Source organism: Dactylosporangium darangshiense (assembly GCF_039537565.1).
In the GTDB taxonomy this organism is placed as follows: domain Bacteria; phylum Actinomycetota; class Actinomycetes; order Mycobacteriales; family Micromonosporaceae; genus Dactylosporangium; species Dactylosporangium darangshiense.
In genome coordinates this window covers 21,528-45,747 of record NZ_BAABAT010000025.1, presented here as the reverse complement: position 1 = coordinate 45,747, position 24,220 = coordinate 21,528, and the positions used below count along the sequence as shown (strand labels likewise).

General features: G+C 72.7%; 23 protein-coding genes. 14 read left to right on the top strand and 9 right to left on the bottom strand.

All coding sequences use genetic code 11. The annotated features are described in order from the left end of the window. Positions 1-67 precede the first annotated feature (67 nt). From ABD901_RS35290 to ABD901_RS35270, 5 genes are all read right to left on the bottom strand, one after another. Complete coding sequence (locus ABD901_RS35290; protein WP_345133676.1) at positions 68-1,183, bottom strand: hypothetical protein; 1,116 nt, start codon at positions 1,181-1,183, stop codon at positions 68-70. A 10-nt stretch (positions 1,184-1,193) separates the two neighbouring features. Next, positions 1,194-3,401, bottom strand: a complete 2,208-nt coding sequence (locus ABD901_RS35285) for a xanthine dehydrogenase family protein molybdopterin-binding subunit (protein WP_345133674.1) — start codon at positions 3,399-3,401, stop codon at positions 1,194-1,196. Continuing rightward, positions 3,398-4,399 carry an FAD binding domain-containing protein gene (locus tag ABD901_RS35280; protein ID WP_345133672.1) on the bottom strand — a complete coding sequence of 334 codons (1,002 nt, stop codon included), beginning with the start codon at positions 4,397-4,399 and terminating at the stop codon, positions 3,398-3,400. The genes ABD901_RS35285 and ABD901_RS35280 overlap by 4 nt, the downstream gene beginning before the upstream one ends. After that, entirely contained in the window at positions 4,396-4,851 is a 456-nt protein-coding gene (locus ABD901_RS35275) for a (2Fe-2S)-binding protein (protein WP_345133670.1), read from the bottom strand. The genes ABD901_RS35280 and ABD901_RS35275 overlap by 4 nt, the downstream gene beginning before the upstream one ends. Before the next feature lie 61 nt (positions 4,852-4,912). Then, positions 4,913-5,800: an RNA polymerase sigma-70 factor gene (locus ABD901_RS35270; protein ID WP_345133669.1), complete on the bottom strand. Its 888-nt coding sequence runs from the start codon at positions 5,798-5,800 to the stop codon at positions 4,913-4,915. 103 nt (positions 5,801-5,903) lie between these two features. On the opposite strand from ABD901_RS35270, the gene ABD901_RS35265 reads away from it, so the two are divergent. Continuing rightward, positions 5,904-6,644: an SDR family NAD(P)-dependent oxidoreductase gene (locus tag ABD901_RS35265; protein WP_345133667.1), complete on the top strand. Its 741-nt coding sequence runs from the start codon at positions 5,904-5,906 to the stop codon at positions 6,642-6,644. A 71-nt stretch (positions 6,645-6,715) separates the two neighbouring features. Then, positions 6,716-7,477 (top strand): EcsC family protein, encoded by a 762-nt coding sequence (locus ABD901_RS35260; protein WP_345133665.1) that lies wholly within the window; start codon positions 6,716-6,718, stop codon positions 7,475-7,477. Positions 7,478-7,499: 22 nt separating this feature from the next. On the opposite strand, the gene ABD901_RS35255 is transcribed toward ABD901_RS35260, so the two are convergent. Next, positions 7,500-8,249: a hypothetical protein gene (locus tag ABD901_RS35255; RefSeq protein ID WP_345133663.1), complete on the bottom strand. Its 750-nt coding sequence runs from the start codon at positions 8,247-8,249 to the stop codon at positions 7,500-7,502. A gap of 297 nt (positions 8,250-8,546) precedes the next feature. Between ABD901_RS35255 and ABD901_RS35250 the strand changes: the two genes are divergently transcribed. Beyond that, complete coding sequence (locus ABD901_RS35250; protein ID WP_345133662.1) at positions 8,547-9,836, top strand: M20/M25/M40 family metallo-hydrolase; 1,290 nt, start codon at positions 8,547-8,549, stop codon at positions 9,834-9,836. 72 nt (positions 9,837-9,908) lie between these two features. Here ABD901_RS35250 and ABD901_RS35245 read toward each other — a convergent pair whose 3' ends face one another. Beyond that, positions 9,909-11,069, bottom strand: coding sequence for an LCP family protein (locus ABD901_RS35245; RefSeq protein ID WP_345133660.1), 1,161 nt, complete (start codon positions 11,067-11,069; stop codon positions 9,909-9,911). Between the two features lie 118 nt (positions 11,070-11,187). Beyond that, complete coding sequence (locus tag ABD901_RS35240; RefSeq protein WP_345133658.1) at positions 11,188-12,183, bottom strand: ArsR/SmtB family transcription factor; 996 nt, start codon at positions 12,181-12,183, stop codon at positions 11,188-11,190. Between the two features lie 86 nt (positions 12,184-12,269). Here ABD901_RS35240 and ABD901_RS35235 point away from each other — a divergent pair, with 86 nt between their 5' ends. Continuing rightward, a complete protein-coding gene (locus ABD901_RS35235) occupies positions 12,270-13,499 on the top strand; it encodes an MFS transporter (protein ID WP_345133656.1) in 1,230 nt (409 codons plus the stop codon). Between the two features lie 54 nt (positions 13,500-13,553). After that, entirely contained in the window at positions 13,554-14,225 is a 672-nt protein-coding gene (locus ABD901_RS35230; RefSeq protein WP_345133654.1) for an FHA domain-containing protein, read from the top strand. On the opposite strand, the gene ABD901_RS35225 is transcribed toward ABD901_RS35230, so the two are convergent. Next, positions 14,211-14,348 (bottom strand): hypothetical protein, encoded by a 138-nt coding sequence (locus ABD901_RS35225; RefSeq protein ID WP_345133652.1) that lies wholly within the window; start codon positions 14,346-14,348, stop codon positions 14,211-14,213. The genes ABD901_RS35230 and ABD901_RS35225 overlap by 15 nt on opposite strands. A gap of 464 nt (positions 14,349-14,812) precedes the next feature. Here ABD901_RS35225 and ABD901_RS35220 point away from each other — a divergent pair, with 464 nt between their 5' ends. The 9 genes from ABD901_RS35220 to ABD901_RS35180 are packed head-to-tail and all read left to right on the top strand — an operon-like array spanning position 14,813 to position 24,217. After that, a complete protein-coding gene (locus ABD901_RS35220) occupies positions 14,813-15,958 on the top strand; it encodes an ROK family transcriptional regulator (RefSeq protein ID WP_345133650.1) in 1,146 nt (381 codons plus the stop codon). Positions 15,959-16,014: 56 nt separating this feature from the next. Further along, entirely contained in the window at positions 16,015-16,818 is an 804-nt protein-coding gene (locus ABD901_RS35215; protein WP_345133649.1) for an ABC transporter permease, read from the top strand. Continuing rightward, complete coding sequence (locus tag ABD901_RS35210; RefSeq protein WP_345133648.1) at positions 16,815-17,585, top strand: ABC transporter ATP-binding protein; 771 nt, start codon at positions 16,815-16,817, stop codon at positions 17,583-17,585. The genes ABD901_RS35215 and ABD901_RS35210 overlap by 4 nt, the downstream gene beginning before the upstream one ends. After that, positions 17,582-18,580 (top strand): aliphatic sulfonate ABC transporter substrate-binding protein, encoded by a 999-nt coding sequence (locus tag ABD901_RS35205; protein WP_345133647.1) that lies wholly within the window; start codon positions 17,582-17,584, stop codon positions 18,578-18,580. Before ABD901_RS35210 ends, ABD901_RS35205 begins: the two co-directional genes overlap by 4 nt. Next, complete coding sequence (locus tag ABD901_RS35200; protein ID WP_425556754.1) at positions 18,469-20,070, top strand: sulfatase family protein; 1,602 nt, start codon at positions 18,469-18,471, stop codon at positions 20,068-20,070. The genes ABD901_RS35205 and ABD901_RS35200 overlap by 112 nt, the downstream gene beginning before the upstream one ends. Beyond that, entirely contained in the window at positions 20,060-21,469 is a 1,410-nt protein-coding gene (locus ABD901_RS35195; RefSeq protein WP_345133643.1) for a sulfatase family protein, read from the top strand. Before ABD901_RS35200 ends, ABD901_RS35195 begins: the two co-directional genes overlap by 11 nt. Beyond that, the gene (locus tag ABD901_RS35190; RefSeq protein WP_345133641.1) at positions 21,469-22,431 is read left to right on the top strand and encodes a formylglycine-generating enzyme family protein; all 963 of its coding nucleotides are present in this window, start codon (positions 21,469-21,471) and stop codon (positions 22,429-22,431) included. Before ABD901_RS35195 ends, ABD901_RS35190 begins: the two co-directional genes overlap by 1 nt. Then, complete coding sequence (locus ABD901_RS35185) at positions 22,428-23,030, top strand: helix-turn-helix transcriptional regulator (RefSeq protein ID WP_345133639.1); 603 nt, start codon at positions 22,428-22,430, stop codon at positions 23,028-23,030. The genes ABD901_RS35190 and ABD901_RS35185 overlap by 4 nt, the downstream gene beginning before the upstream one ends. A gap of 8 nt (positions 23,031-23,038) precedes the next feature. Next, on the top strand, positions 23,039-24,217 hold the full coding sequence (locus ABD901_RS35180; RefSeq protein WP_345133637.1) for a globin domain-containing protein: 1,179 nt from the start codon (positions 23,039-23,041) through the stop codon (positions 24,215-24,217). Positions 24,218-24,220: the final 3 nt, after the last annotated feature.

The window sequence follows — 24,220 nt, the reverse complement described above, 5'->3', positions numbered from 1 at the left end:
CCGAGCGTAGCCACGCCACGCCCCCATCGGCACGCCACTGCTGCGTTCATCACGCCTGGCAACCGAATCATGACGTCAGGGCGCGGCAGGCCGCGCGGTCGTGTGGGAGGCCGGCCTCGCGCATCGCCAGGCTCGCGTTGCCGTTGCGCGGGTCCCACAGCGCCTCGTTGTCGACCAAGGCGGCGAGGTAGCGGCGCTGGGGGTCGGTCAGGGGGCCGTCGCGCCGCGGGCCCAGGATGGCCAGGAGCAGCGGGCCCCAGTCGGAGTTGGCGTTCCAAGGGCCGGCGATCGGGGCCAGCGCCAGGGCGGCCGGCAGGAGGCGCTCCGGGTCGTCGACGCGCTCGATCGCAGCGTGCGTGAGCCGGAAGCGGATGTGCGTGTGCAGCTGGGGCGGGCGGTGGGTGAACCAGCGCTCGGTCGCGGCCGGGTCGGCGAGCGCCTCGAGGATCGCCGCCGTCGCGGCCGGGTCGTCGGCGAGGGCGGGTGCCAGGGCGGCGCAGGCGCGGACGCCGGGGTGGGGGTCGTCCAGGTACGCCCGCGGTGCCAGGCCGAGCTCGCCCATCGACAGGACCAGGGCCGCGCGCTCGTCCGGGCCGGCCTCGGCGGCCAGGGCGTCGAGGCGGGCCGCCAGCGGGGCGGGGTCGGCGGCCGGGCCGAGGGCCTTCGCGCAGGCGCCGGCGGCGTAGGCGGCGGCCGAGCGGACCTCCGCGTCGGGGTCGGCGAGCAGGGGAGCAGCGGCGGCGAGGGCGGCGGGGACGACCGCGCGGCAGCCGAGGATGGCGCGGGAGTACATCGCGTTGGCGAGCACCTCGTCGCCGTACGCCTCGTCCTCGTCCGCCGCGGCGAACTCGGCCTCCAGGTCGCGGCCCGGCGGATACGCCATGGCGGCGAGCTCCCCGGCGTCGTAGCCGGGCTGGGTGGCCTCGGCGACGGCGGCCAGGAACCGCAGCAGGCTCGCGCGGTCCGAGGCGTCCAGGCGCGGGTCGCCCACCAGGGCCGCGACCCGTTCGGCGGCCGGCGGGGTCGCCGTCCACGGTGTGCCCTGGTGGATCACCGCCGACCACAGGTGACGGAAGGCCGCGGTGCGGGCCTCGTGGTCGTCGCTCGTGAGCGCTTCGAGGTGGGCGGGCGTGTCGACGGCCCGGCCGTAGGCGTGGAACAGGGTCGCGTAGTCGGTCGCCACCCTGGGCAAGCTACAGCAGCTTGTCCAGGGTGAGCGGGAGGGTGCGGATGCGCCTGCCGGTGGCGTGGAACACCGCGTTGGCGATCGCGGGTGCGACGCCGACCAGGCCGATCTCGCCGACGCCCTTGACGCCGACCGGGTTGAACCGGTCCGGGTCGCCGACGAAGGAGACGTCGAGGTCGGGTACGTCGGCGTTGACCGCGATCAGGTAGTCGCCGAAGGTGGCGTTGACGATCCGGCCGGTGCCGGGGTCGGTGACGGTCTCCTCGAGCAGGGCCATCCCGATGCCGCCGACGGCGCCGCCGATGATCTGGCTGCGGGCCGTCTTGGGGTTGAGGATGCGCCCGGCGTCGACGACCGTCACGAGGCGGGCCACGCTGATGCGGCCGAGGTCGGCGTCGACGTGGACCTCGGCGAAGCGGGCCGCGAACGGGCCGGCCGGCGCCAGGCCGAGCTCCTCGGGCTTGGCGGGCACCGCCGAGCCGTCGGCGGTGAGGTCGGGCAGGTCGTGGCGGTCGAGCATCTCGCGGTACGACTCCCCGGCAGCGGGATCGTCGCGGCGCTGCAGCCTGCCGTCGACGGCGACCACGTCGGCGGCCGTGAGGCCACGCAGCGGGGACGCGATGTCGTCGGCGACGAGGTCGAGGAAGGCGGCGATGAGGTTGCCGGCGGCGTCGTGGATGGCGCTGCCCAGCGACGCGGTCATCCCGGAGCCGCCCTGCATCGGTGCGGACGGCAGCTCGGTGTCGCCGAGGCCCATGCGGACCTGGTCCACCCGCAGGCCGAGGCGGTCCGCCGAGAGCTGGGTCATCACCGTGTACGTCCCGGTGCCGATGTCCGTGGCGGCGCTGCGCACGAAGGCGCGCCCCTCCCGGTCGATCGTGGCGCGGGCCTCGCACGGCTGCTGGAACCAGAAGAAGGTGACCCCGGCCATGCCGTACCCGATGAGCGTGTCGCCCCGGCGCATCGAGCGCGGTTGCGGGTCGCGCTCCCACCAGCCGAAGCGCTCCGCGCCGAGCTCGTAGCAGCGGCGCAGCGCCTTGCTCGACCACGGCAGGCGCAGCTGCGGGTGCTCCTCGGCGTAGTTGCGCATGCGCAGCTCGAGCGGGTCGATGCCGAGCTCGTACGCCAGCTCGTCCAGCGCGCACTCGAGGCCGAAGTGGCCCTGCGCGTCGCCGGGGCCGCGCATCGACGTCGGGACGGGCACGTTGAGGCGGCGCAGCCGGTCGCGGGTGGTGACGTTCGGGCAGGCGTACCCGACCGAGGACACGGTGGTGACGGACTCGACGATGTTGTCGTCGTCGATGGCGGAGGGCTGCACCGACTCGTGCTCGATCGCGGTCAGCGTGCCGTCGCGGCGGGCGCCGAGGCGGATCCGCTGTATCGTCGCCGGACGATGACCGATGCCGGTGAACATCTGCGGGCGGGTCAGCATCAGCTTGACCGGCCGGCCGACGACCCGGGCCGCCATCGCGGCGAGGATGACGTGCGGCCAGACGCGCAGGCCGGCGCCGAAGCCGCCGCCGACGAACGGGGCGAGGACCCGCACGCCGCTCTCCGGCACGCCGAACGCGCCGGCGAGGGCGTTGCGGGTCGAGTCGGGCCACTGCGTCGTGTCGTGCACGGTGAGCCGGTCACCGTCCCACGCCGCGACGGTCGCGAACAGGCCCATCGGGTTGTTCGTCTCGTCCGGCGTCGTGTACTGCGCGTCGATGACCACGTCGGCGTCGGCGAGCCCGGCCGCGGAGTCGCCGCGGGTCTGGTCGGAGCCGTAGGGGTCCTCGACGTCGACGGCGCGCGGGTCGTCGAGGCGCACCACGGCCTCGGCGGGCTCGTAGGCGACCTCGACCAGCCGGGCCGCCTCGGTGGCCTGCTCGACGGTGTCGGCGACGACCATCGCGACGTACTGCCCGTGGTGGACGATGTCGGTGCGCTGCAACGGTGCGGGCGGCTGGCGCCACAGCGGCGTCGCCGGGCTGCGCTGCACCCGCGGCGCGTTCTCGTGCGTGACGACGGCGAGGACGCCGGGCACCTCCTCGGCGCCGGAGGCGTCGATGGCGGCGATGCGCCCCGCGGCGATGGTGCTGCGCACAAGGACCGCGTGCACCAGGCCCGGGTAGGTGACGTCGCCGGAGTACGGTGCGCTGCCGGAGGCCTTCTGCCCGCCGTCGACCCGGTCGATGCCAACGCCGAGGACGGTGCGCTCGACGGTGGTCACGACGTCGGCTCCGCGACGAGGCCGGTGGTGATGCGCAGCGCCCGCACCAGGGTCCGCTTGGCCAGCTCCACCTTGAACTCGGTGCCCGGCACCGTGAACGGCCGGTGGATGGCGGCGTTCGCGGCGGCGCGGAACGACTCGTCGGAGACCGGCGCGTCGCGCAGCACGTCCTCGGCCTCCCAGGCCCGCCACGGGATGGTGCCGACGCCGCCGAGCGCGATGCGGGCCGAGACCACGAACCCGGCATCCACGACCGTGGCCACCGCGGCCGAGGTGAGCGCGAACTCGTAGGAGGCGCGGTCGCGGACCTTGATGTAGGTCGTGCGGGCCCGCGCGGGCGGCAGCGGTATCTCGACGTCGGTGATCAGCTCGCCGTGCCACAGGACGTTCTCGCGGTCCGGCGCCTCGCCCGGCAGCCGGTAGAACTCGGTCAGCGGCACGGTGCGCGGACCGCCGCCGGAGCGCAGGTGCACGATGGATCCGAGGGCCGTCAGTGGTACCGCGAGATCGGACGCATGCAGCGCGATACACGACGGCGACGCTCCGAGGATCGCGTGCATGCGGGCCACGCCCTCCACGGCGGCGCAGCCGGTGCCCGGGGTGCGCTTGTTGCAGCGCGCCTCCGCCAGGTCGCGGAAGTACCGGCAGCGGGTGCGCTGCAGCAGGTTCCCGCCGATCGTGGCCATGTTGCGCAGCTGCGGCGACGCTCCCAGCAGCAGCGCCTCGCGCACGAACGGCAGCAGCCGCCCGACCCGCTCGTCGGCCGCCATCTCCGCCATGGTGGTGGTCGCGCCGACCCGCAGCGCGTCGCCGTCGACGGTGATGCCCGCCATCGGCAGCCGGCTGATGTCGACGAGCCGCCGCGGGTCGATGACGCCGTCCTTGAGCGCGAGGTCCACCTGCGTCGTGCCGCCGGCCAGGAACGCCGCCCGCGGGTCGGCGCTCACCTCGGCGATCGCGGCCGCCTGGCTGGTCGCGCGGGTGTACGTGAACGTCATCGCCCGGCCACCTCCCGGATCGCGGCCACGATGTTCGGGTAGGCGCCGCAGCGGCACAGGTTGCCGCTCATGAACTCCCGGATCTCCTCGTCGGTGCCGGCGCGGCCCTCGTCGAGCAGCGCGACCGCGGAGAGGACCTGCCCCGGCGTGCAGTACCCGCACTGGAACGCGTCGTGGCGCACGAACGCCTCCTGCACCGGGTGCCCGCCGCCGAGCCCCTCGACGGTGAGCACCTCCCGCCCGTCGGCCTGCACGGCGAGGGTCAGGCAGGACACCACCCGCCGCCCGTCGAGATGGACCGTGCACGCGCCGCACGCGCCCTGGTCGCACCCCTTCTTCGTGCCGGTGAGCCCGAGCCGGTCGCGCAGCGCATCCAGCAGGGTCACGGAGGCATCGACCCGCAGCTGCTCGCGCCGGCCGTTGATGGTCGCGTTCACGATGATCTCGTTCATGATGGCGGTGCGGTTACCCGGCGCACCTACCACGAAACGCCGCGGCGGGTGAGCGCCCGGATCAGCGGGTCATGGCGGTCTCCCGCTCGACGTGGGAGAGCTTCGCGGGGTTGCGCACGGCGTAGAACCCGGAGATGAGCCCGTCGTCGATGCGCAGCGCCAGGACGGTGTCGACCTCGCCCTCGTGGCGGAAGATCAGCGCGGGGTGGCCGTTGACCTGCGCCGGCTGCAACTGCATCGTGCTGGCGATGTGGTCCAGGCCGGCGGCCAGCAGCCGGGCCACCTTGGCGGCGCCGACGACCGGGACCAGGACGGCCTGCACGACGCCGCCGCCGTCGCCGAGGAAGACGACGTCGGGCGCGAGGATGTCGAGCAGGTGCTGCAGGTCGCCGGTCTCGACGGCCCGCTGGAACGCGGCGATCGCGTCGCGGGCCTGTCCGGCGGACACGGCGCCGCGGGGCCGGCGGGCCGCCACGTGCTCGCGGGCGCGGTGCGCGATCTGGCGCACCGCGGCCTGTGACTTGTCGACGGCCTTGGCGATCTCCTCGTACTCCAGGTCGAACACCTCGCGCAGCACGAACACCGCCCGCTCGGTCGGCGTCAGCGTCTCCAGCACCAGCATCATCGCCATCGACACGCTGTCGGCCAGCTCCACGTCCTCGGCGACGTCCGGCGCGGTCAGCAGCGGCTCCGGCAGCCACGGCCCGACGTAGGACTCCTTGCGCCGGCGGATCGTGCGCAGCCGCATGAGCGCCTGCCGGGTGGTGACCCGCACCAGGTACGCCCGCCGGTCCTGCACGGCGTCGACGTCCACGCCGGCCCAGCGCAGCCACGTCTCCTGCAGCACCTCCTCGGCGTCGGCGGCCGAGCCGAGCATCTCGTAGGCGACCGTGAACAGCAGGTTGCGGTGCTGTACGAACGCCTCGGTCGCTTCGTTGTGCTCGCTCATCGCTGGCATGCCTCACAAGATGCCGCGTCCCGCCGCCCTGTGACAACGGATCACCGTGGCGTGCGTCACGTCACGGGAGCCGCCCCGACGGCATCTGGTGTGCATGAATCTTCAGAAGATCGTGCTGGTCACCGGGGCGAACAAGGGCCTCGGCCGCGCCGCCGCCGAGCGGTTCGCCGCGCTCGGCTGCACCGTGCTGGTCGCCGCCCGCGACCCGCGCAAGGGCGAGGAGGCCGCGGCGGCGCTGGGGGCGCACTTCGTCGCGCTCGACGTCAACGACCCGGGCAGCATCCGCGCGGCGGCCACCGACGTCGACAAACGCTTCGGGCGGCTCGACGTCCTCGTCAACAACGCCGGCATCTCCGGCTCCGCGCAGGTGCCGCCGCAGGAGGCGTACGACCAGATCCCGAGCACCGTCGAACTGGACATGGTCCGGTCGGTGTTCGAGACGAACGTGTTCGCCGTGATCGCGGTCACCAACGCGATGCTGCCCCTGCTGCGCCGCTCGCCGGCGCCGCGGATCGTCAACCTCAGCAGCCACGCCGCGTCGATGACGATCACCAGCGCCCCCGAGTGGCGCACCGCGCCGCTGCCGCAGTCGGCCGCCTACGCGCCGTCGAAGGCGGCGCTGAACGCGCTGACCGTGCAGTACGCCAACGAGCTGGCCAAGGACGGCTTCCTCGTCAACGCCGCCGCACCCGGCTTCTGCGCCACCGACATCAACGCCAACACCGGCACCCGCACCGCCGCGCAGGGCGCCGAGGTCGTGGTGCACCTGGCCACGCTCGCCGACGACGGCCCGACCGGCGGCTTCTTCAGCGACGAGGGCCCCATGCCCTGGTGAATTTTATGACGGGTTGATGGCAATCCGTCACGAGACTTCAGCCGGTGGCACGCTTTCCGTACCGTGATTGCGTGACCGAGCAGCCGTTGACCGAGCCCGTTCCCGCGCCTTCGGAGGACGACGGCCCTCCCGCGGGTCTGTGGGCCAAGATGAAGGCTGACCCGGAGTACGCTCCAGAGCACCTGGCTCTCGAGGCGGTCGCCCGGCTGGGCCCGAAGATGCTGATCGAGCTCGACAAGCTCAAGGGCCAGAACCCCGGCGCCCCGCCGGACGCCCTGGCCAACATGATCGTCTACCGCTACGTCAACCAGTCCCGCCTGTCGGGCGCGGTGTCGGGCGCCGTCCCACTAGCCGGCGCCCTCATCGACGTCGGCGTCCTCGCCTGGACCCAGGCCCGCATGGTCCTGATGCTGGCCGCGAACTACGGCGCCGACCCGACGCACCCCGACCGCGCCGTCGACCTGCTGGTGCTGCAGGGCATCCACAAGTACACCCAGACCGCCCGCACCGCGCTGGCGGTGGCCCGCGGCCGGGAGCAGATCGAGGCGCTGCTGCCGGCGGATCGCCCGGAGATGCGCAAGGTCCTCGTGCGCCTGGCGTTGAAGCTGGCCCAGATGGCGGGCGTGCGCGCGGTGAAGAAGATGGCCGCGAAGCTGATCCCCGGCGCCGCGATCATCCTCGGCGGCGTCACGAACGGCAACGCGACGCGGGCGCTGGGCGGCCGTACGATCGCCTTGTACCGCCGCCCACCGATGCCGATGCACCCACAGCTACCGTACGGCCAGGTCCCGCGGCAGCTCCCGCCCGGCCAGATCCCGGTTCCGCCCCAGTAGCGCTGCATGACGGACCCCGCGGTCAGGTCGTCCGGGTCGGCTGCGGTGCGCCGCTGGGCCGCTGACGGTTGCCGCCGGGCCCGCCGTTGCCACCGAAGCCGCCGTTGCCCTGGCGCATGAGGGCGAGGTCGGTGATCTCGGTGGCCGTCGCGGTGTCGCCCGAGACCAGGCCGATGACCGTCACCGAGTCGCCCTGCTTGACGTCGGAGATCTTGGCTGCGCCGTTGTCGACCTTGGTGTCGGCGCTCACGACGAACGTGGTGGCGTGGCCGTCCTCGCTCTTCGCGGTGATCGACGTGGCGCTCACCGCTGTCACCGTGCCGGACTGGAGGCGCTCGGTGACGTACTGGCCGCTGCCGTTCTTGACGACGAAGTCGCCGTGCAGGGCGCCCACCACGGCGTTTACGCCGCCACCCCGGGTGAAGGCGCCGCCGCCCGGGAAGCCCTGCGCGCCGTTCGCGCCCGGCGCGCCGCCCTGGGCGCCGTTGCCGCCCCGGCCGCCGCCCGGGAAGCCCTGGCCGTTGCCGCCCGGGCCGCGATTGTCCTGCGTGGAGGCGCTGTCGCTCGCGGCCTGGGCCACCGCCACGCCGCCGCCGATCACGATGATCGCCGAGACGGCGGCCACGATGCCCAGCTTGAGGCGTGACGAGCGGGGCGCGGGGGCCGATGGCATCGGGGTGCCGCCGACCGGCACGGCGGGTGCACCGGCGGCCCAGATCGGCGTCGCCTCGTAGCCGGACGCGACGGGAGCCGGCTCGGCGGCGGCGTCCAAGCCCGGCCTGCCTGCGTCCGGCGCCGCGGCGCCCGTCGAACCCGAGCCCGCCCCCGCCGCACCCGCGTCCGTCGCCGCGGCGTCCGGAGTGCCCGCACCCGCAGCCGCGTCCGTCGAAGCCGAACCCGACGGTGGGGATGGTGTGACGTTCGGTGCGTCCTCATGAGCAGAGCTCATCGCGCGTACTCCTCAAGAATCGGACCTGTCCCCGACGACCGTGCCCTCCGCAGCTGTGGCTGCGATCCCGTGAACCTGCCAAGTGGCTGTGAGTGATCGACGGGCGGCTACGGTACTGCGATGAGCGAGATCATCAACCTGGCGCGCGAGCTGATCCGGTTCGACACCAGCAACACCGACGATCCTGCCACGGCCACAGGGGAGCGGGCGGCGGCCGAGTTCGTGGCCGAGCGGCTCGAGGACGCCGGGTTCGAACCGGTGTACGTCGAGCCGGCGGCGCGGCGCGGGAACGTGATCGTGCGGCTGCCAGGTGCCGATCCCACCCGCGGGGCGCTGCTCGTGCACGGGCATCTCGACGTGGTGCCGGCCGACGCGTCGGACTGGAGCGTGCCGCCGTTCGAGGGCGAGATCCGGCAGGGGTACCTCTGGGGCCGCGGCGCCATCGACATGAAGCACATGGTGGCGATGAGCCTCGCCGTCGCGCGGAAGTTCAAGCGTGAGGGGATCGTGCCAGAGCGTGACATCGTGTTCGCGTTCCTGGCCGACGAGGAGGCCGGCGGCGGGCTCGGCGCTGGGTGGCTGGTCGAGCACCGTCCGGAGCTGTTCGAAGGGGTCACCGAGGCGATCAGCGAGGTCGGCGGGTTCTCGTACACGGTGCGTGACGGCGTGCGTGCCTACCTCGTCGAGACGGCGGAGAAGGGCGTGATGTGGCTGCGGCTCAAGGTCCGCGGCACCGCCGGGCACGGCTCGCTGCTGCACACGGACAACGCCGCGGCCAAGCTCGCCGCCGCGCTGACCCGGCTCGACGCGCACCGCTTCCCGCTCGTGCTGACGGAGCCGGTGCGCGAGTTCCTGATCGGGGTTTCGGAGCTCACGGGGGTACCGCTGGACCCGGACGACCCGGAAACCGCCGTGGCGCGGCTGGGCTCGCTCGCGCGCATGATCGGCGCGACGCTGCGCGACACCGCGAACACGACGATGCTCTCGGCCGGGTACAAGGCGAACGTCGTGCCGGGCCTGGCGGAGGCGACCGTCGACGGGCGGATGCTGCCCGGCCGGGAGGCGGCGTTCGAGCGCGAGCTCGCCGAGGTGCTCGGCCCGGGCGTGGAGATGGAGTGGGACACGCTGCCGCCGGTGCAGACCACCTTCGACGGCCGGCTCGTCGACGCGATGGCGGCCGCGATCGAGGCCGAGGACCCGGGCGCGCGCGTGCTGCCCTACATGCTGGCGGCGGGCACCGACGCGAAGAACTTCCAGCGCCTCGGCATCCGCCACTTCGGCTTCGCCCCGCTGCGCCTGCCGCCGGACCTGGACTTCACGTCGCTGTTCCACGGCGTCGACGAGCGCGTGCCGCTGGACGGCCTCGAGTTCGGTGAGCGCGTCCTGACCCGCCTGCTGCGCTCCTGCTGACCCGCAACGCGCGGTGGGGCCCCGCATCGAGCGGGACCCCACCGGTTAGGTCGGCGCGTTGCCGAAGCGCGGTCAGTTGCCCGACGGGGACGAGGCCGGGGTCGAGGCGTCGTTGGTGATCATCTCTGGGTGGCCGGAGACGAAGGTCTCGACCGAGTCGTCCTTGAACGCCTTCAGCAGGTCCAGCGCGGTCTGGTCGAGGGACTCGAACGACTGGCCATTGATGGTCTCGGAATTGAACCTGCCGTTGTTCGTGCGCAGCGTGATCATGCGGTCGGGGTCGATGCCCTTGAGGGTGAAGATCCAGTCGGCCAGGGAGACGTTGTTGTTGTAGAACGACACCGCCTTGCCGACCGAGCTCAGCACCTCGTTGACCTTGATGGGGTTGGAGACCACGCCGGCGCTGGTGGCCTTCTTCGCCATGGCCTTGATGAACTGCTGCTGGTGGCGCTGGCGGCCGTAGTCGCCGTCGTTGTTCGCGAGCTTGTCGCGCTGGCGGACGTAGTCCAGGGCCTCCCACGCGGCGAAGTCGCGGCAGCCGACCTTGTACACCTGCGCCTTCATGTTCGGCTTGAGCGACGTCGGGATGCCGTCGGCGTTGAAGTTGTACGGCACGCCCTCCTGGCCGGTCTTCTGGTTCCAGCCGACGTGGATCGACGTCGTCTCCTCGTCGACGCACATGTGCACGCCGCCGAGGGCCTTGACCAGGCCGCTGAAGCCGTCGAAGTTGACGATCGCGGCGCCGTTGAACAGGATGCCGCCGGCCAGGCCGCTGACGGTCTCGGCGAGCAGCTTCAGGCCGTTGTCGCGGCCGCCGCCGTTCTGGTAGCCGAACTGGAACGCCGCGTTGATCTTGTCGGTGCCGCCGTTGTACTTCGAGACCTTGCTCGCGGGGATGCGCACCCGCGTGTCACGGGGGATCGACATCAGGTAAATGGCGTCGTGCGTCGCCGGCACGTGCGCGAGGATGATCGAGTCGGAGCGTGCGCCCATCGCCTCGTTGTTGACACGCTCGTCGATCCCGACGAGCAGCAGGTTGATCGGCCCGTCAATGGTCGCGCCCTCGGCCGCCGCCTCGCCGAGGCCGCCCTCGTGGACGATCTGGTCGCTGTAGTGGTTCAGCAACAGATTGCCACCGACGAGGCCGCCACCGCTCAAGAGCAGCAGTAACGCCCCGAAAATCAGGGACAACCGCGCCCACATCGGGTCTTTCTTCCCACGCTTCTTCGCCATACCACTCCCCGACACCAACTGTCCCTCGGCGGGCCACAATATCCCCCCGAACTGTGCGGCCACGTTTCGTCCCTGAAGACGGATTTGAGACACCCATCGGTTGCAGTTCAGGCTCCTCTCAGATTTCGCCGTCCAGCAGCGCCAGCCCGAGCGCCGTGCACAGGTAGTACACGGCCCGACCCTGACGGTTACGCTGCACGAGCCGCGCGTCGTAGAGCATCCCGAGCTGCTGGCTGACGGCGCCGGCCGACAGCCCGGTGCGGTGCGCGAGATCCGACGTCGTGCCGGGTGCGCGCAGCAGTTCGAGGAGCCGGGCGCGGGCCGGGCCGAGCACGGCGCCCAGCGCCGCGGCGCGGTCGTCGTCGACCGGGCGGCCGAGGCCCTCCCAGAGCGTGCCGACGGCCCGGGCCGGGTACACCGCGCCCGGCGCCGCTTCGTTGCTGCACGAGATCAGCGGCGCCTTGTCCGCGAAGACCGACGGCATGAGCGGAAAGCCACGGCCGCTCACCGTGAGCGACTGCGACCACCGGTCGGCGATCACGAACCGGTCGCCGTCCCAGCGCGCCGCCGGGTGCAGGTTGTCGAACAGCTGCCGGGCTCCGCCGCCGGCCAGTTGCCGGGCCCGGTAGGCGATGTCGGCCTCCAGCAGCGCCCGCATGCGCGGCCAGTGCGGCAGGATCGCCGCGTCGTGCCACGCCCGCACGGCGCCGGCCAGCCGCGGCAGCATCGCCGCCGGGTCGTCGGCGACCGCCCGGGCGAGCGGCGCGAGCGGCCGCGACTCGGCCGTGACGAGGATGTCGCGGCGCACCTCGTCGTGCGGGGTGGCCAGCACGGTGGCGAGCTCCTCGTCGATGTCCTGCAGCGGCGAGGCCGGCGGCGGCGTCAGGAAGTCCGGCAGCCACGCGTGCGGCCGCACGAACGCCTCGATGAGCTCGACCGCGCCGGCGAGGTCGCGCCGCCGCGCCAGGGGCCGCGCCGCCTTGATCCACGGCAGGTGGATCGCGTGCCGCGCGGGCTGGCGCAGCGCCCACAGGCTGGCCACCGTCTCCCACAGCGGCGAGACGCAGAAGCGGATCTCCGCCACGTCGGAGACCTCGAAGCGCACCTCGGACATGCGCACCTCCGTCCGTCCACTGAGGACCTTTTCGCCAATGCTAAAACCTTGGCAGTGGTACCGCACGATCCGCTGAACTGAGCGCCATGAGCCTCCTGCCACCGCCGGGCGTCGCCCGGTCACTGTGCGTGCAATCGCTGGTCTACGCCATCGGCAACGGCGTGTTCACCACGGGTAGCGCCGTGTTCTTCCTGCACGTCGCGGGCCTGTCGCCCGTGCAGGTCGGGATCGGCTTCTCCGTCGCCGGCGCGCTGTCGCTGCTGTGCTCGGTCCCGCTGGGCGGCCTGGCGGACCGCTTCGGCGGCCGGCGCGTCTGGCTGGCCGGCGTGCTCGCCGAGGCGTTCATCCTCCTGTGGTACCCCTGGGCGCACGGCTTCGCCGCGTTCCTGGCCCTGCTGCCGCTCGCCGGCCTCGCCGACGGCCTGGCCGGCAGCGGCCGGGCGGTCTACCAGGCCGAGGTGCTGCCGCGCGAGGACCGTGTGCGCAGCCTCGCGTTCGTGCGCTCGGCGATGAACATCGGCTTCTTCGCCGGCGGCGCCCTGGCCGCGGTGCCGCTGGCGATCGGCAGCGACTGGGCGTACCGGATGATGGTCCTGGGAAATGCCCTTGGCCTGCTGGTCAATGCCGTGCTCGTGGCCCGGATGCCGGAGCCGCCCGATACGGCGCGGGCCGAGCGCGCGGCGGGGCCGGTCCGGCGCGGCGCGGTGTGGCGGGACCGGCCGTTCCTGGCGCTGGTCGCGCTGTGCAGCGTGCTGGCCGGGCACGCCTCGCTCACGACCGAGGTGATCCCGCTGTGGCTGACGGCCCGCACCGACGCGCCGCGGGTCATGCTCGCCGTGCTCTTCGGCTGCAACACGATCATGTGCGTCGCCCTGCAGGTCCTCGCCAGCCGCGGCGCGGACACGCCCGCCGGCATCGGCCGGGCCCTGCGCCGCGGCGGTCTCGCGGTCGCCGCCTCGTGCGCCGTGCTGTACCTCTCGGGTCACAGCACCGGCTGGGCCACGATCGCGTTGCTGCTGGCCGGCTCCGCGCTCGTGACGCTGGGCGAGCTGTGGCAGTCCGCCGGGTTCTGGGGCGTGACGACGGAGCTGCCGCCGGCCGCGGCGCGCGGCGAGTACGTCGGCGCGGCCCGCATGTCCTACGGGGTCCAGGGCATGTTCGGCCCCGCGTCCCTGACGTTCCTGGCGATGCACGGCGGCGGCCTGGGCTGGCTGGCGATCGCCGCCGTCTTCCTGCTCGCGACCGCGATCGTCGGTCCGGCCATGACCTGGGTCACGGCTACTCCGCGCGTCGCGCTCACGACTGCGACGGCGTAGTTACCGTGGTACACAATCCGTGCGGTATGTCGCGTTGTTCTTGAGGGGGACGGGTTGGGCGCTCTGCAGCGGTTCGAGAAGCGGCTGGAAGGCATGGTCGAGGGCACCTTCGCGAAGGTGTTCAAGGGCGTCGTGCACCCCGTCGAGATCCTCAACGCCATGCAGGGCGAGGCGAACGCCAACCAGTCCCAGATGACGGGTGGCCGCATCCTGGTGCCCAACCGGTACATGATCGCCCTGGCGCCCGCCGACCACTCCCGCCTGGCCCCGTTCGCCGCCGCCCTGGCGCAGGAGCTGGCCCAGTCCCAGGCCGAGTACGTCGGCGAGCAGGGCTGGGCCGTCTACGGCGACATCGTGGTCGAGATCACGCGCGGCGACGACCTCGACACCGGCCTGTTCCGCGTCTCCGCCCAGGTCTACACGGGCGGCCAGATCGCGCCGGGGGAGGGCACCGGCGTCCGCCTGGTCACGGAGGACGGCCAGAACTTCCCCCTGGCCCGCGGCGCCACGATCATCGGCCGCGGCGAGCAGGCGTCGTTCCGCCTGGCCGACGTGGGCGCCTCACGCCAGCACGCCCGGATCGAGTACGACGGCAGCCGAGCCGTCCTCACCGACCTCGGCTCGGCGAACGGCTCGACGGTGAACGGCCGCCGCGTGGACTCGGTGACCCTCAACCCCGGCGACGAGATCGTGATCGGCACGACCCGCCTGTCATTCCGCGTCTGAGCGCCGCTCGAGGCTCACCAGCTGCCACACGATGGTGAGCCCGAACAACACCCAGAACGCCTCTTCCCACCGGAACGCGAGCGCGACGAGCGCCCCGGCGAACAGCACCCCGGCCACGACCACGCATCAATGCTATTCATATCGGATTAGCGGTCAATCCCACCCGCGCCTGCGTTCGCGCGGCGTGGCTTTTGCGACAAGTCGGGCGCTGGCGCGCCACGACTTGTCGGATTTATACCCCGACGGGCGGCGAAACGGACGTACCCGGCTGTTGGTCGATCGCGCGGCGCGGCGTCTTCTCTCCACGGTGATGCGCTTTCGGGCTACTGGAGGCCGGTTCTGCAGCAATGTGGAGACATAACGTACACATGGGTACATTTTCCCTCCATGATCGTGCGAAACCGGCCCGCAGGAGGGGCGGAAACGCATCACCGTGGAGAGAAAACGCTGCCGACGGCCTGAAGTGCGCCCTGTAGGCGGCCCTGCCGGGTGCCGTGGGCGTAAATCATGTATAACCGATCACATCAGTAGACAATAATTCTGTCGGACCGTTGACGGAAAAATTCTGCGGTGCCTAACGTGTCGGTGTGTCCGTTCAGGGGGTTCATGCGCTGGTCAGGCGCACGCACGAGGCGCGCGTCCTGCGCGTCCTGCGTGAGCACGGCGCGCTGAGCCGCGGGCAGATCGCGACCAAGGTCGGGCTGTCCCGCACGACCCTGTCGGAGATCACCGGCGACCTGCTCTCGCGCGGGGCGGTGGTGGTCGTCGACACCGACGCCGCACGGCGCCTGGGGAGCGGGCGGCCCGCCGAGCTGCTCACGCTCGATCCCTCGTCGGGGCAGTTCCTCGGGGTCGACCTCGGGCACACCCGCGTGCGCATCGCCGTCGCCGACGCGGCGCACGACATCATCGCCGCGGGGCATGCCGCGTATGACGCCGACACCGAGCGGGCGCGGCAGCTCGAGGTGGCGTTCGCGCTCATCGACCGCGTCGCCGCCCGCACCGGGGTGAGCTTCCGGGCCCTGCAGGGGGTCGGGGTGGGCGTGGCGGGGCCGCGGCCGGCGCCGCCGGAGATCGCCGTGCCGTTCGGGGCGCGGTTCGGCGCGCCGGTCATCGTCGACAACAACACCCGGTTCGCGGGGCTGGCCGAGGCGATCACCGACGGGCCGGACGTGCACGACGTGCTGTACGTGCGGCTGTCCGACGGCATCGGCGGCGGGCTGGTGGTCGGCGGGCGGCTCGTCGCCGGCGCCGACGGCATGGCGGGGGAGTTCGGGCACGTGACCGCGCAGCCGGACGGGGACCCCTGCCGCTGCGGCAAGCGCGGGTGCCTGGAGACGGTGGCGTCCGTGCCGGCGGTGCTGGCCGGCTGCGCCCGGCGGGGGCTGGCCCTGGCGAGCATCGAGGAGCTCGAGGCGGCGCTGCGGCACCACAACCCGATCGCCGCCGCGGTGCTCGACGAGGCGGCCGCCGCCGTCGGCCGGGTCGTCGGGGCGGCGGCGCTGGTGCTCAACCCCGCACAGATCGTGATCGGCGGGCGGCTGCCGCGCAGCGCGCCCGAGCTCGTGCGGCGCGTCGACGAGATCCTCGCCGGCGAGCTGTGTCCCATCGGCGGTGCCCGGCCGGCCATCCGGGCCGCCCGCCTCGGCGACGACGACGGCGCCCTCGGCGCCATCGCCGCGCTGTTCCGCCAGACGCCGCTGCTGGACGGCTACCCCGAGCCGGTCCGCTGAGCCCGGTACCCCCGAACCGCCCCGCCGGGGCGGCGATCAACCCTGCAAGGAGCTCGATGAGCGCAGTCGCAGTCGATGCCGCGCCGCGCCCGCAGCGCGGCGGCGCACCGCCACGCCGGCGCGGCCTGCTGGTCACGCTGAACGTGGCCTCCGCGCTGGCCGGCCTGGGCCTGTGGTGGCTGTGGTCGGCCACCGCGGACAACGTGCCAACGCCGGTGGAGGTGGCCCGCCGGATGGGCGAGCTGTTCGGCGACGGCACCCTGACCGACGACATCCTGGCCAGCCTCCAGCGGGTGCTGGCCGGCTTCGCCCTCGGTACCGCCGTCGCGATCCCGGTCGGGTTCCTGATGGGCTGGTACGCCGTGGCCCGGGCCGTCTTCGAGCCGTGGGTGCAGTTCTTCCGCACCGTGCCGCCGCTGGCGCTCATCCCGCTCGTGGTGGTCCTGATGGGCATCGGCGAGACCCCGAAGATCTTCGTCATCTTCGTCGCGGCGTTCCTGTCGTGCGTGATCGCCACGTTCCAGGGCGTTGTCGACGTCGACCGGACGCTGCTCAACGCCGCCCGGGTGCTCGGCGCGCCGACCCGCGTCATCTTCGCCCGCGTGGTCGTGCCGGCGTCCACGCCGTACATCCTCGTCGGCATGCGCGTCGGGCTCGGCTCGGCGTGGGGGACCCTCGTCGCCGCCGAGCTCGTCGCGGCGCAGCAGGGGCTGGGGTACCGCATGCAGAACGCCCAGATCTACGTCGACCGGCCCACCATCTTCGCCGCGCTCATCTGCATCGGCGTGCTCGGGCTGATCATGGACCGGCTGCTGCTGCTCGTCGAGCGGCGCGCCACGGCCTGGCAGGAGCGCCGGTGAGCGGGATCGCGATCAGGAACGTCGGCAAGGTCTTCCCGCTCAAGGATCGCGAGTTCACCGCGCTCGACAACGTCAGCCTCGACGTCGCCGACAGCGAGTTCGTGGCGATCGTCGGGCCCTCCGGCTGCGGGAAGAGCACGCTGCTGAACATCGTGGCCGGGCTGGAGTTCCCGACCAGTGGCGAGGCCCTCGTCGGCGGCGCGCCGGTGACCGGGCCGGGCCCCGACCGGGGCGTCATCTTCCAGCAGTTCGCGCTCTTCCCGTGGCTCAGCGTGCGCAAGAACGTCGAGTTCGGCCTGCGCACCGCCGGGGTGCCGCGGGCGGAGCGCAAACGGCGCGCCGAGCACTTCATCGAGCTCGTCGGGCTGAGCCAGTTCGCCGACGCGCTGCCCAAGACGCTGTCCGGCGGCATGAAGCAGCGCTGCGCGATCGCCCGCGCGTACGCCGTCGACCCCAAGATCCTGCTCATGGACGAGCCCTTCGGGGCGCTGGACTCCCTCACCCGGGTGCGGCTGCAGGAGCAGCTGCTGCGGACGTGGAGCAGCGACCAGCGCACCGTCGTGTTCGTCACCCACGACGTCGACGAGGCGGTCTACCTCGCCGGACGCGTCGTCGTCATGGCCGCGAACCCGGGCCGCATCGTCGAGGTCGTCGACGTCGGCCTGCCGTATCCGCGCACCGAGGAGGGCCGGCTCGGGCCGGAGTTCGCCGCGCTGCGCAACCGCGTGTGGAGCGCGGTCCACCACCAGAAAGGGAACCCCTCGTGACTACCCGCCGTGCATTCATGGGCCTGTTCGCCGCCTCGGCCGTCGCCGCGGTCGCGGGCTGCAGCGATGACAAAGACAAGAGCGGATCATCCGGTACCCAGAAGATCACCTTCGGGTACATCGGCGACTACAACGGCAGCAGCCTGCCGGCGATCGCCCAGCAGCAGAAGCTCTGGCAGAAGTACGGCCTGGACGCCACCCTGAAGGTCTTCACCACCGGCCCGGTGCAGATCCAGGCGATGCAGACCGGCGACCTGGACTTCGGCTACATCGGCCCCGGCGCGTTCTGGCTGCCGGCGTCGGGCCAGGCGAAGATCGTCGCCATCAACACCCTCGGCGGCGCCGACCGGGTCATCGCCCAGCCCGGCATTACCTCGATGCAGCAGCTGCGCGGCAAGAAGGTCGGCGTGCCCGAGGGCACCTCCGGCGACATGATCCTGACCCTCGCCCTGCAGGCGGCCGGCATGACGAACAAGGACATCCAGCGGGTGCCGATGGACGCGGCCACGCTCGCGTCCGCGTTCGGCGCCAAGCAGATCGACGGCGCCGGGTTCTGGTACCCGGCGATCGCCAGCATCAAGAAGTCGGTGCCCGACCTCGTCGAGATCGCCGCCGACGAGACGTTCCAGGACAAGGTGCAGTTCCCCAACGCCTACGTGGCCGCCAACAAGGCCGTCAACGACCGGCCGGACGTGACGAAGAAGGTGATCCAGGTGCTGCGCGAGGCCACCGACTACCGCGCCGCGCACGGCGACGAGGCCATCGCCGCCGTCGCCGAGCTCACCAAGCAGCCCCTCGACGCGGTCAAGGCCGACGCCGGCCTCAACAAGGCGATGACCACCCAGGAGCTCGACCAGGCCACGAAGGACGGCACCGTCGAGAAGTGGCTCGCCGCGATGGGCGACTTCTTCGTCAGCGCCGGCAAGCTCAAGGAGAAGGCCGACCCCGGGTCGTACTACCTCGGCGACCTGTGGACCGGGGCGGCCGCCAAGTGAGTTCCCCCCGCAACATCCTGTTCCTCATGACCGACCAGCACCGGGTGGACACGCTCGGCGCGTACGGCAACGCGCTCGCGCGGACCCCGGTGCTGGACGAGCTCGCCCGCACCGGCACCCGCTTCGACCGCTGGTACACCCCGACCGCCATCTGCACCCCCGCCCGCGCGAGCCTGCTCACCGGCCAGGCCCCGTTCCGCCACAAGCTGCTGGCCAACCAGGAGCGCAACGTCGGCTACAGCGAGGACCTGCCCGACGGGGCGTGGACGTTCCCGCAGGCGTTGCGCGACCGGGGGTACAACTGCGGCCTGATCGGCAAATGGCACGCCGGCACCGCCAAGACGCCCGCCGACTACGGCCTCGACGGGGTGCACCTGCCGGGCTGGCACAACCCGGTCGATCACCCCGACTACCTGCGCTACCTCGCCGAGCGGGGGCTCCCGCCGTACCGGATCAGCGACCGCATCCGCGGCACCCTGCCCAACGGCGGGCCCGGCAACCTGCTCGCGGCCCGGCTGCACCAGCCCCTCGAGGCCACGTTCGAGTACTACCTCGCCACCCGCACGATCGAGATGCTGCACCGCTACGCCGACGAGGGCCGTCCGTTCTTCCTGGCGCTGCACTTCTTCGGCCCGCACCTGCCCTACATCGTGCCCGACGAGTACTTCGACCTCGTCGACCCCGGGAGCGTGCCGCTGCCGCGCTCGATCGCCGAGACGTTCCACGGCAAGCCGCCGGTGCAGCGCAACTACAGCGCGCACTGGACGTTCGACACGATGCCGATCGAGCAGTCGCGAAAGCTCATCGCCGTGTACTGGGGCTACGTGGCGCTCATCGACTCCCAGCTCGGCCGGGTTCTGGCGGCCCTGGCCGAGCTGGGGCTCACCGACGACACCTCGGTGTTCTTCACGTGCGACCACGGCGAGTTCACCGGCGCGCACCGGCTGCACGACAAGGGCCCGGCGATGTACGAGGACATCTACCGCACGCCCGGGCTGATCCGGGTGCCGGGCGCGCCGGCCGGGCAGGTCCGCGACGAGTTCGTGAGCCTCACCGACTGCACCGCGACGATCCTGCAGCTGGCGGGGGTCGCCGCCGACGAGCCGGTCGACTCGCGCAGCCTGCTGCCGCTGGTGCGCGGCGAGGCGCCGGCGTGGCAGCCGGACGTCGTCGCCGAGTTCCACGGCCACCACTTCCCGTACCCGCAGCGGATGCTGCGCACCGAGCGGTACAAGCTGGTTGTGAACCCGGACTCGACCAACGAGCTGTACGACCTGGCGCTCGACCCGGACGAGCTGCTGAACCTCTACGAGCTGCCGGAGATGGCGCCCGTGCGTTCGACGCTGATGGGGCGGCTGTACACCCTGCTGCGCGAGCGGGGCGACAACTTCCATCACTGGATGGCCTCCATGTACGACGTCGGCGACCTCGACCACGACCCGACGCTGAGCGGCCTCGACGAGTCAAGCTATAGCGGAAATGTCCGATAAGGTCCGGCCGAACGTGGTCATGATCCTCACCGACGACCACGGGGCGCACGCCATCTCGGCCTACGGCTCGGTCGTCAACCGCACGCCGCGCATCGACGAGATTGCACGGCTCGGCTGGCGCTTCGACAACTGCTTCGCCACCAACGCGCTGTGCTCGCCGAGCCGGGCGTCGATCCTCACCGGCACCTACAGCCACGTCAACGGCGTCACCACCCTGGTCACGCCGATCGACGCGAGCCAGCCGACGTTCGTGTCGCGGCTCAAGGGGGCCGGGTACGCCACCGCGATGATCGGCAAGTGGCACATGGGCGACGGGCCGGGCCACGACCCGCAGCACTTCGACTACTGGGACGTGTTCATCGAGCAGGGGGAGTACCGCGACCCGCGGCTGCTGTCCCGCGACGGGCTGCGCACGGTGCCCGGCTACGCCACCGACGTCGTCACCGACCTGGCGCTGTCGTGGATGGCCTCGGCGCCGGAGCCGTTCTGCGCGCTCATCTACCACAAGGCCCCGCACCGGCCCTGGGAGCCGCCCGTGCCGGTGCGGGACGAGCCGGTGCCGGTGCCGGGCACGTTCTTCGACGACTACGCCACCCGCAGCTCCTCGGCGCGGCGGGCGGCGATGCGCATCGCCGAGCACCTCGGCCGGGAGGACCTCAAGGCCGACCCGCCGCCGGGGCTGTCCTACGAGGACGAGGCGCTGTGGAAGTACCGGCGGTTCATGACCGACTACCTCGCGTGCGTCGCCTCCGTCGACGACAACGTCGGCCGCGTCACCGACTGGCTGCGCGAGCGCGGCCGGTTCGCCGACACGCTGCTGATGTACGCCTCCGACCAGGGGTTCTTCCTCGGCGAGCACGGCTGGTTCGACAAGCGGTTCATGTACGAGGAGTCGCTGCGCATGCCGCTCGTGCTCTCCTACCCGGCGCGGCTGCCGGCCGGGCGGGTCTTCGCCGACATCGTCACCAACGTCGACTGGGCGCAGACGATCCTCGACGCGGCCGGCGTCGGGCACCACCCGCGGATGCAGGGCCGCAGCTTCTGGCCGGACCTGCTCGGCGCGCCCGAGGCGCCGGCCGCGGAAGGGATGTACTACCGCTACTGGGAGCACGACGACGTCTTCCACAAGGCGCCGGCACATTACGGGTACCGCACCGCGACCCACAAGCTCATCTACTTCTACAACGACGGGCTCGGCCTGCCCGGCACCGGCGCGTTCACCTACCCGCCGGAGTGGGAGCTCTACGACCTCGTCGCCGACCCGGCCGAGACCCGCAACGTGTACCACGACCCGGCGTACGCCGCCGTGCGCGACGAGCTGACCCTGGCCATGTGGCGCGAGCAGGCCCGCCTCGGCGACGCGCCGCACCCGGCCCAGCCGCGGCCGGCGGGTGCCTGATGTCGTGCTGCCACCCGCAGGAGCCGCCCCGCGGCCCCGCACCGCCGCCGCCACCGGCCGGCGGCGGGCGCCACGACGCCGAGCAGGTCGTGGTGCCGGCGCAGACGTTCGCGATGGGCGACGCACACGGCGACGGCGCCCGCCCCGACGGCGAGGGCCCGGTGCACGACGTGCGCCTCGAGGCGTTCGCCATCGATGCGACCGCGGTGACGGTGCGCGACTTCGCCCGGTTCGTCGCCGAGACCGGCTACCGCACGGAGGCGGAGACGTTCGGCTACTCCGCCGTGTTCCACCTGTTCCTCGCGGCGGAGGACGGTGACGTCCTGGGCCGGTCGCCGCAGACGCCGTGGTGGCTCGGGGTGCGCGGCGCCGACTGGGCGCACCCGTCCGGCCCGCTGTCCACCGTGGACGGTGCCGAGGACCACCCGGTCGTGCACGTCTCGTGGAACGACGCGGCCGCCTACTGTGCGTGGGCCGGGCGCCGCCTGCCGACCGAGGCCGAGTGGGAGTGCGCGGCCCGCGGCGGCCTGCCCGGCGCCCGCTACCCGTGGGGCGACGACCTGCCGGACGGCGAGTGGCCGTGCAACATCTGGCAGGGCGAGTTCCCGGCCCGCAACACGGCGGCCGACGGCTTTGCGGCGACCGCGCCCGTCCGCTCGTACCGCCCGAACGCCTACGGCCTGTGGCAGTCGGTCGGCAACGTGTGGGAGTGGTGCGCCGACTGGTTCGACCCCGGCTACTACGCCCGATCGCCCCTGGACGACCCGCGCGGGCCGGCGGAGGGTCACGCCCGGGTGCTGCGCGGCGGGTCCTACCTGTGCCACGACTCGTACTGCAACCGGTACCGCAACAGCGCCCGCTCCTCGAACACCCCCGACTCGTCGATGGGCAACGCCGGCTTCCGCACCGTGGGCGCGATCACGGTTTTTCACGAAGATTCTCGTGTAAATTCGAGGGCGTGACGGACGAGACGAGCCACGGGGCGCTGGCCTCGGCCAGCCGGCGGCGGGTGCTGGACGCACTGCGCGCCGCCGCCGGGCCGCTCGACGCCCGGGAGCTGGCCGCCGCGACCGGGCTGCACGCCAACACGGTCCGGTTCCACCTCGACGTGCTGGCCCGGGCGGGGTTCGTCACCGAGTCGGCCGCGCCGGTGGGCGGGCGCGGCCGGCCCCGGATCACCTACTCCAGCGCCACCCCGGCCGCCGGCGGCGGCTACGAGCTGCTGGCCGAGATCCTCGCGGCCGGCATCGAGGCCGGCGGCGGTGCCGAGCCGGCCGGGCGGGCCTGGGCCGAGGGCGCGCCGGCGCAGGGGTTCGACGACGCCGAGGCGCGCACCATGGCGCTGTTCACCGAGCTCGGCTTCGACCCGCGCCGCGCCGGCGACGGCGGCATCGAGCTGCACGCCTGCCCGTTCCTCGCGGTCGCCCGCCGCCACCCCGGCGTCGTGTGCAACGTCCACCTCGGGCTGCTGCGCGCGACCGTCGAGGGCGCGGCCGACGCGACGCTCACCCCGTTCGCCCGGCCGGGCGTCTGCCTGGCCCGGCTCAGCGCCACCCGATAGGAGAACCCGTGCTCACCGCAGCCAACGCCGAGATCGTCCGCGCCACCCTGCCCGTCGTCGGGGAGCACCTCGACGCGATCACCGCGACGTTCTACGACACCATGCTGGCCGAGCGGCCGGAGCTGCGCGACCTGTTCAGCCGCAGCGCGCAGGCCAGCGGCGAGCAGCGCCGCGCCCTGGCCGCCGCGGTCGCCGGGTTCGCCACCGCGCTCGTCTCCGCCGAGGCCGACGTGGACGTTCTCGTGGGGCGGATCGCGCACCGGCACGCCTCGCTCGGGATCACGCCGCAGCAGTACACCATGGTCGGGCGCTACCTGCTCGGCGCGGTCGGCGCCGTGCTCGGCGAGGCGGTCACCCCGGCCGTGGCGGCGGCCTGGGACGAGGTCTACTGGCTCTTCGCGGTGCGGCTCATCGGGCTCGAGTCGCGGCTGTACACCCGCGCCGGCGTCGAGGCGGACGAGCCCTGGCGCGAGTACACCGTCGCCCGCCGCCACGCCGACGCCGACGACACCGTGTCGCTCATCCTCGTGCCCGCCGACGGCGGCTCGGCGCCGCACTTCGACGCCGGGCAGTACGTCACCGTCGCCGTCCGGCTCCCCGACGGCGGCCGGCAGCTGCGGCAGTACTCGCTGTCCCAGGCGCCCGGCGGCGCCGCGCTGCGCGTCACCGTGCGCCGGGTGCCCGGCGGCCTGGTGTCGGGCTTTCTGCACGACAACATCGGCGAGGGCGATCGGCTCACGCTGAGCGCGCCCTACGGCGACCTCACGCTGCGCCCGGGCGCCTCGCCGCTGGTGCTCGTCAGCGCCGGCGTCGGCATCACGCCGATGGCCGCGATCCTCGACCACGTCGCCCGCACCCAGCCCAACCGTGAGGTCGTCGCGGTGCACGCCGAGCGGGGACCGGGCCGGCACCCGCTGCGCGCCGACGTCGCCGGCAGCGGCGCGCGGCTGCGCTCGTTCCGGCACCTGGTCTGGTACGAGGAGCCGGGCGAGCACGCCGCGAGCGCGCACGTCCGGCCGGGCATGGTCGAGCCGGAGCTCATCCCGCTCAGCCCGGACAGCGAGGCCTATCTGTGTGGGCCCATCCCGTTCATGCGCACCGTGCGGGCGGCACTGCGCGAGCGCGGGCTGCCCGCCGAGCGCATCCACTACGAGGTGTTTGGCTCCGGTGTACCCGTGACGAGATGATGT

Excerpts from the sequence above, each read along its gene's own strand:
- ABD901_RS35280 (WP_345133672.1), bottom strand. The coding sequence starts at position 4,399 with ATGACGTTCACGTACACCCGCGCGACCAGCCAGGCGGCCGCGATCGCC.
- ABD901_RS35275 (WP_345133670.1), bottom strand. The coding sequence starts at position 4,851 with ATGAACGAGATCATCGTGAACGCGACCATCAACGGCCGGCGCGAGCAG.
- ABD901_RS35270 (WP_345133669.1), bottom strand. The coding sequence starts at position 5,800 with ATGAGCGAGCACAACGAAGCGACCGAGGCGTTCGTACAGCACCGCAAC.
- ABD901_RS35265 (WP_345133667.1), top strand. The coding sequence starts at position 5,904 with ATGAATCTTCAGAAGATCGTGCTGGTCACCGGGGCGAACAAGGGCCTC.
- ABD901_RS35250 (WP_345133662.1), top strand. The coding sequence starts at position 8,547 with ATGAGCGAGATCATCAACCTGGCGCGCGAGCTGATCCGGTTCGACACC.
- ABD901_RS35245 (WP_345133660.1), bottom strand. The coding sequence starts at position 11,069 with ATGGCGAAGAAGCGTGGGAAGAAAGACCCGATGTGGGCGCGGTTGTCC.
- ABD901_RS35240 (WP_345133658.1), bottom strand. The coding sequence starts at position 12,183 with ATGTCCGAGGTGCGCTTCGAGGTCTCCGACGTGGCGGAGATCCGCTTC.
- ABD901_RS35235 (WP_345133656.1), top strand. The coding sequence starts at position 12,270 with ATGAGCCTCCTGCCACCGCCGGGCGTCGCCCGGTCACTGTGCGTGCAA.
- ABD901_RS35215 (WP_345133649.1), top strand. The coding sequence starts at position 16,015 with ATGAGCGCAGTCGCAGTCGATGCCGCGCCGCGCCCGCAGCGCGGCGGC.
- ABD901_RS35195 (WP_345133643.1), top strand. The coding sequence starts at position 20,060 with ATGTCCGATAAGGTCCGGCCGAACGTGGTCATGATCCTCACCGACGAC.
- ABD901_RS35190 (WP_345133641.1), top strand. The coding sequence starts at position 21,469 with ATGTCGTGCTGCCACCCGCAGGAGCCGCCCCGCGGCCCCGCACCGCCG.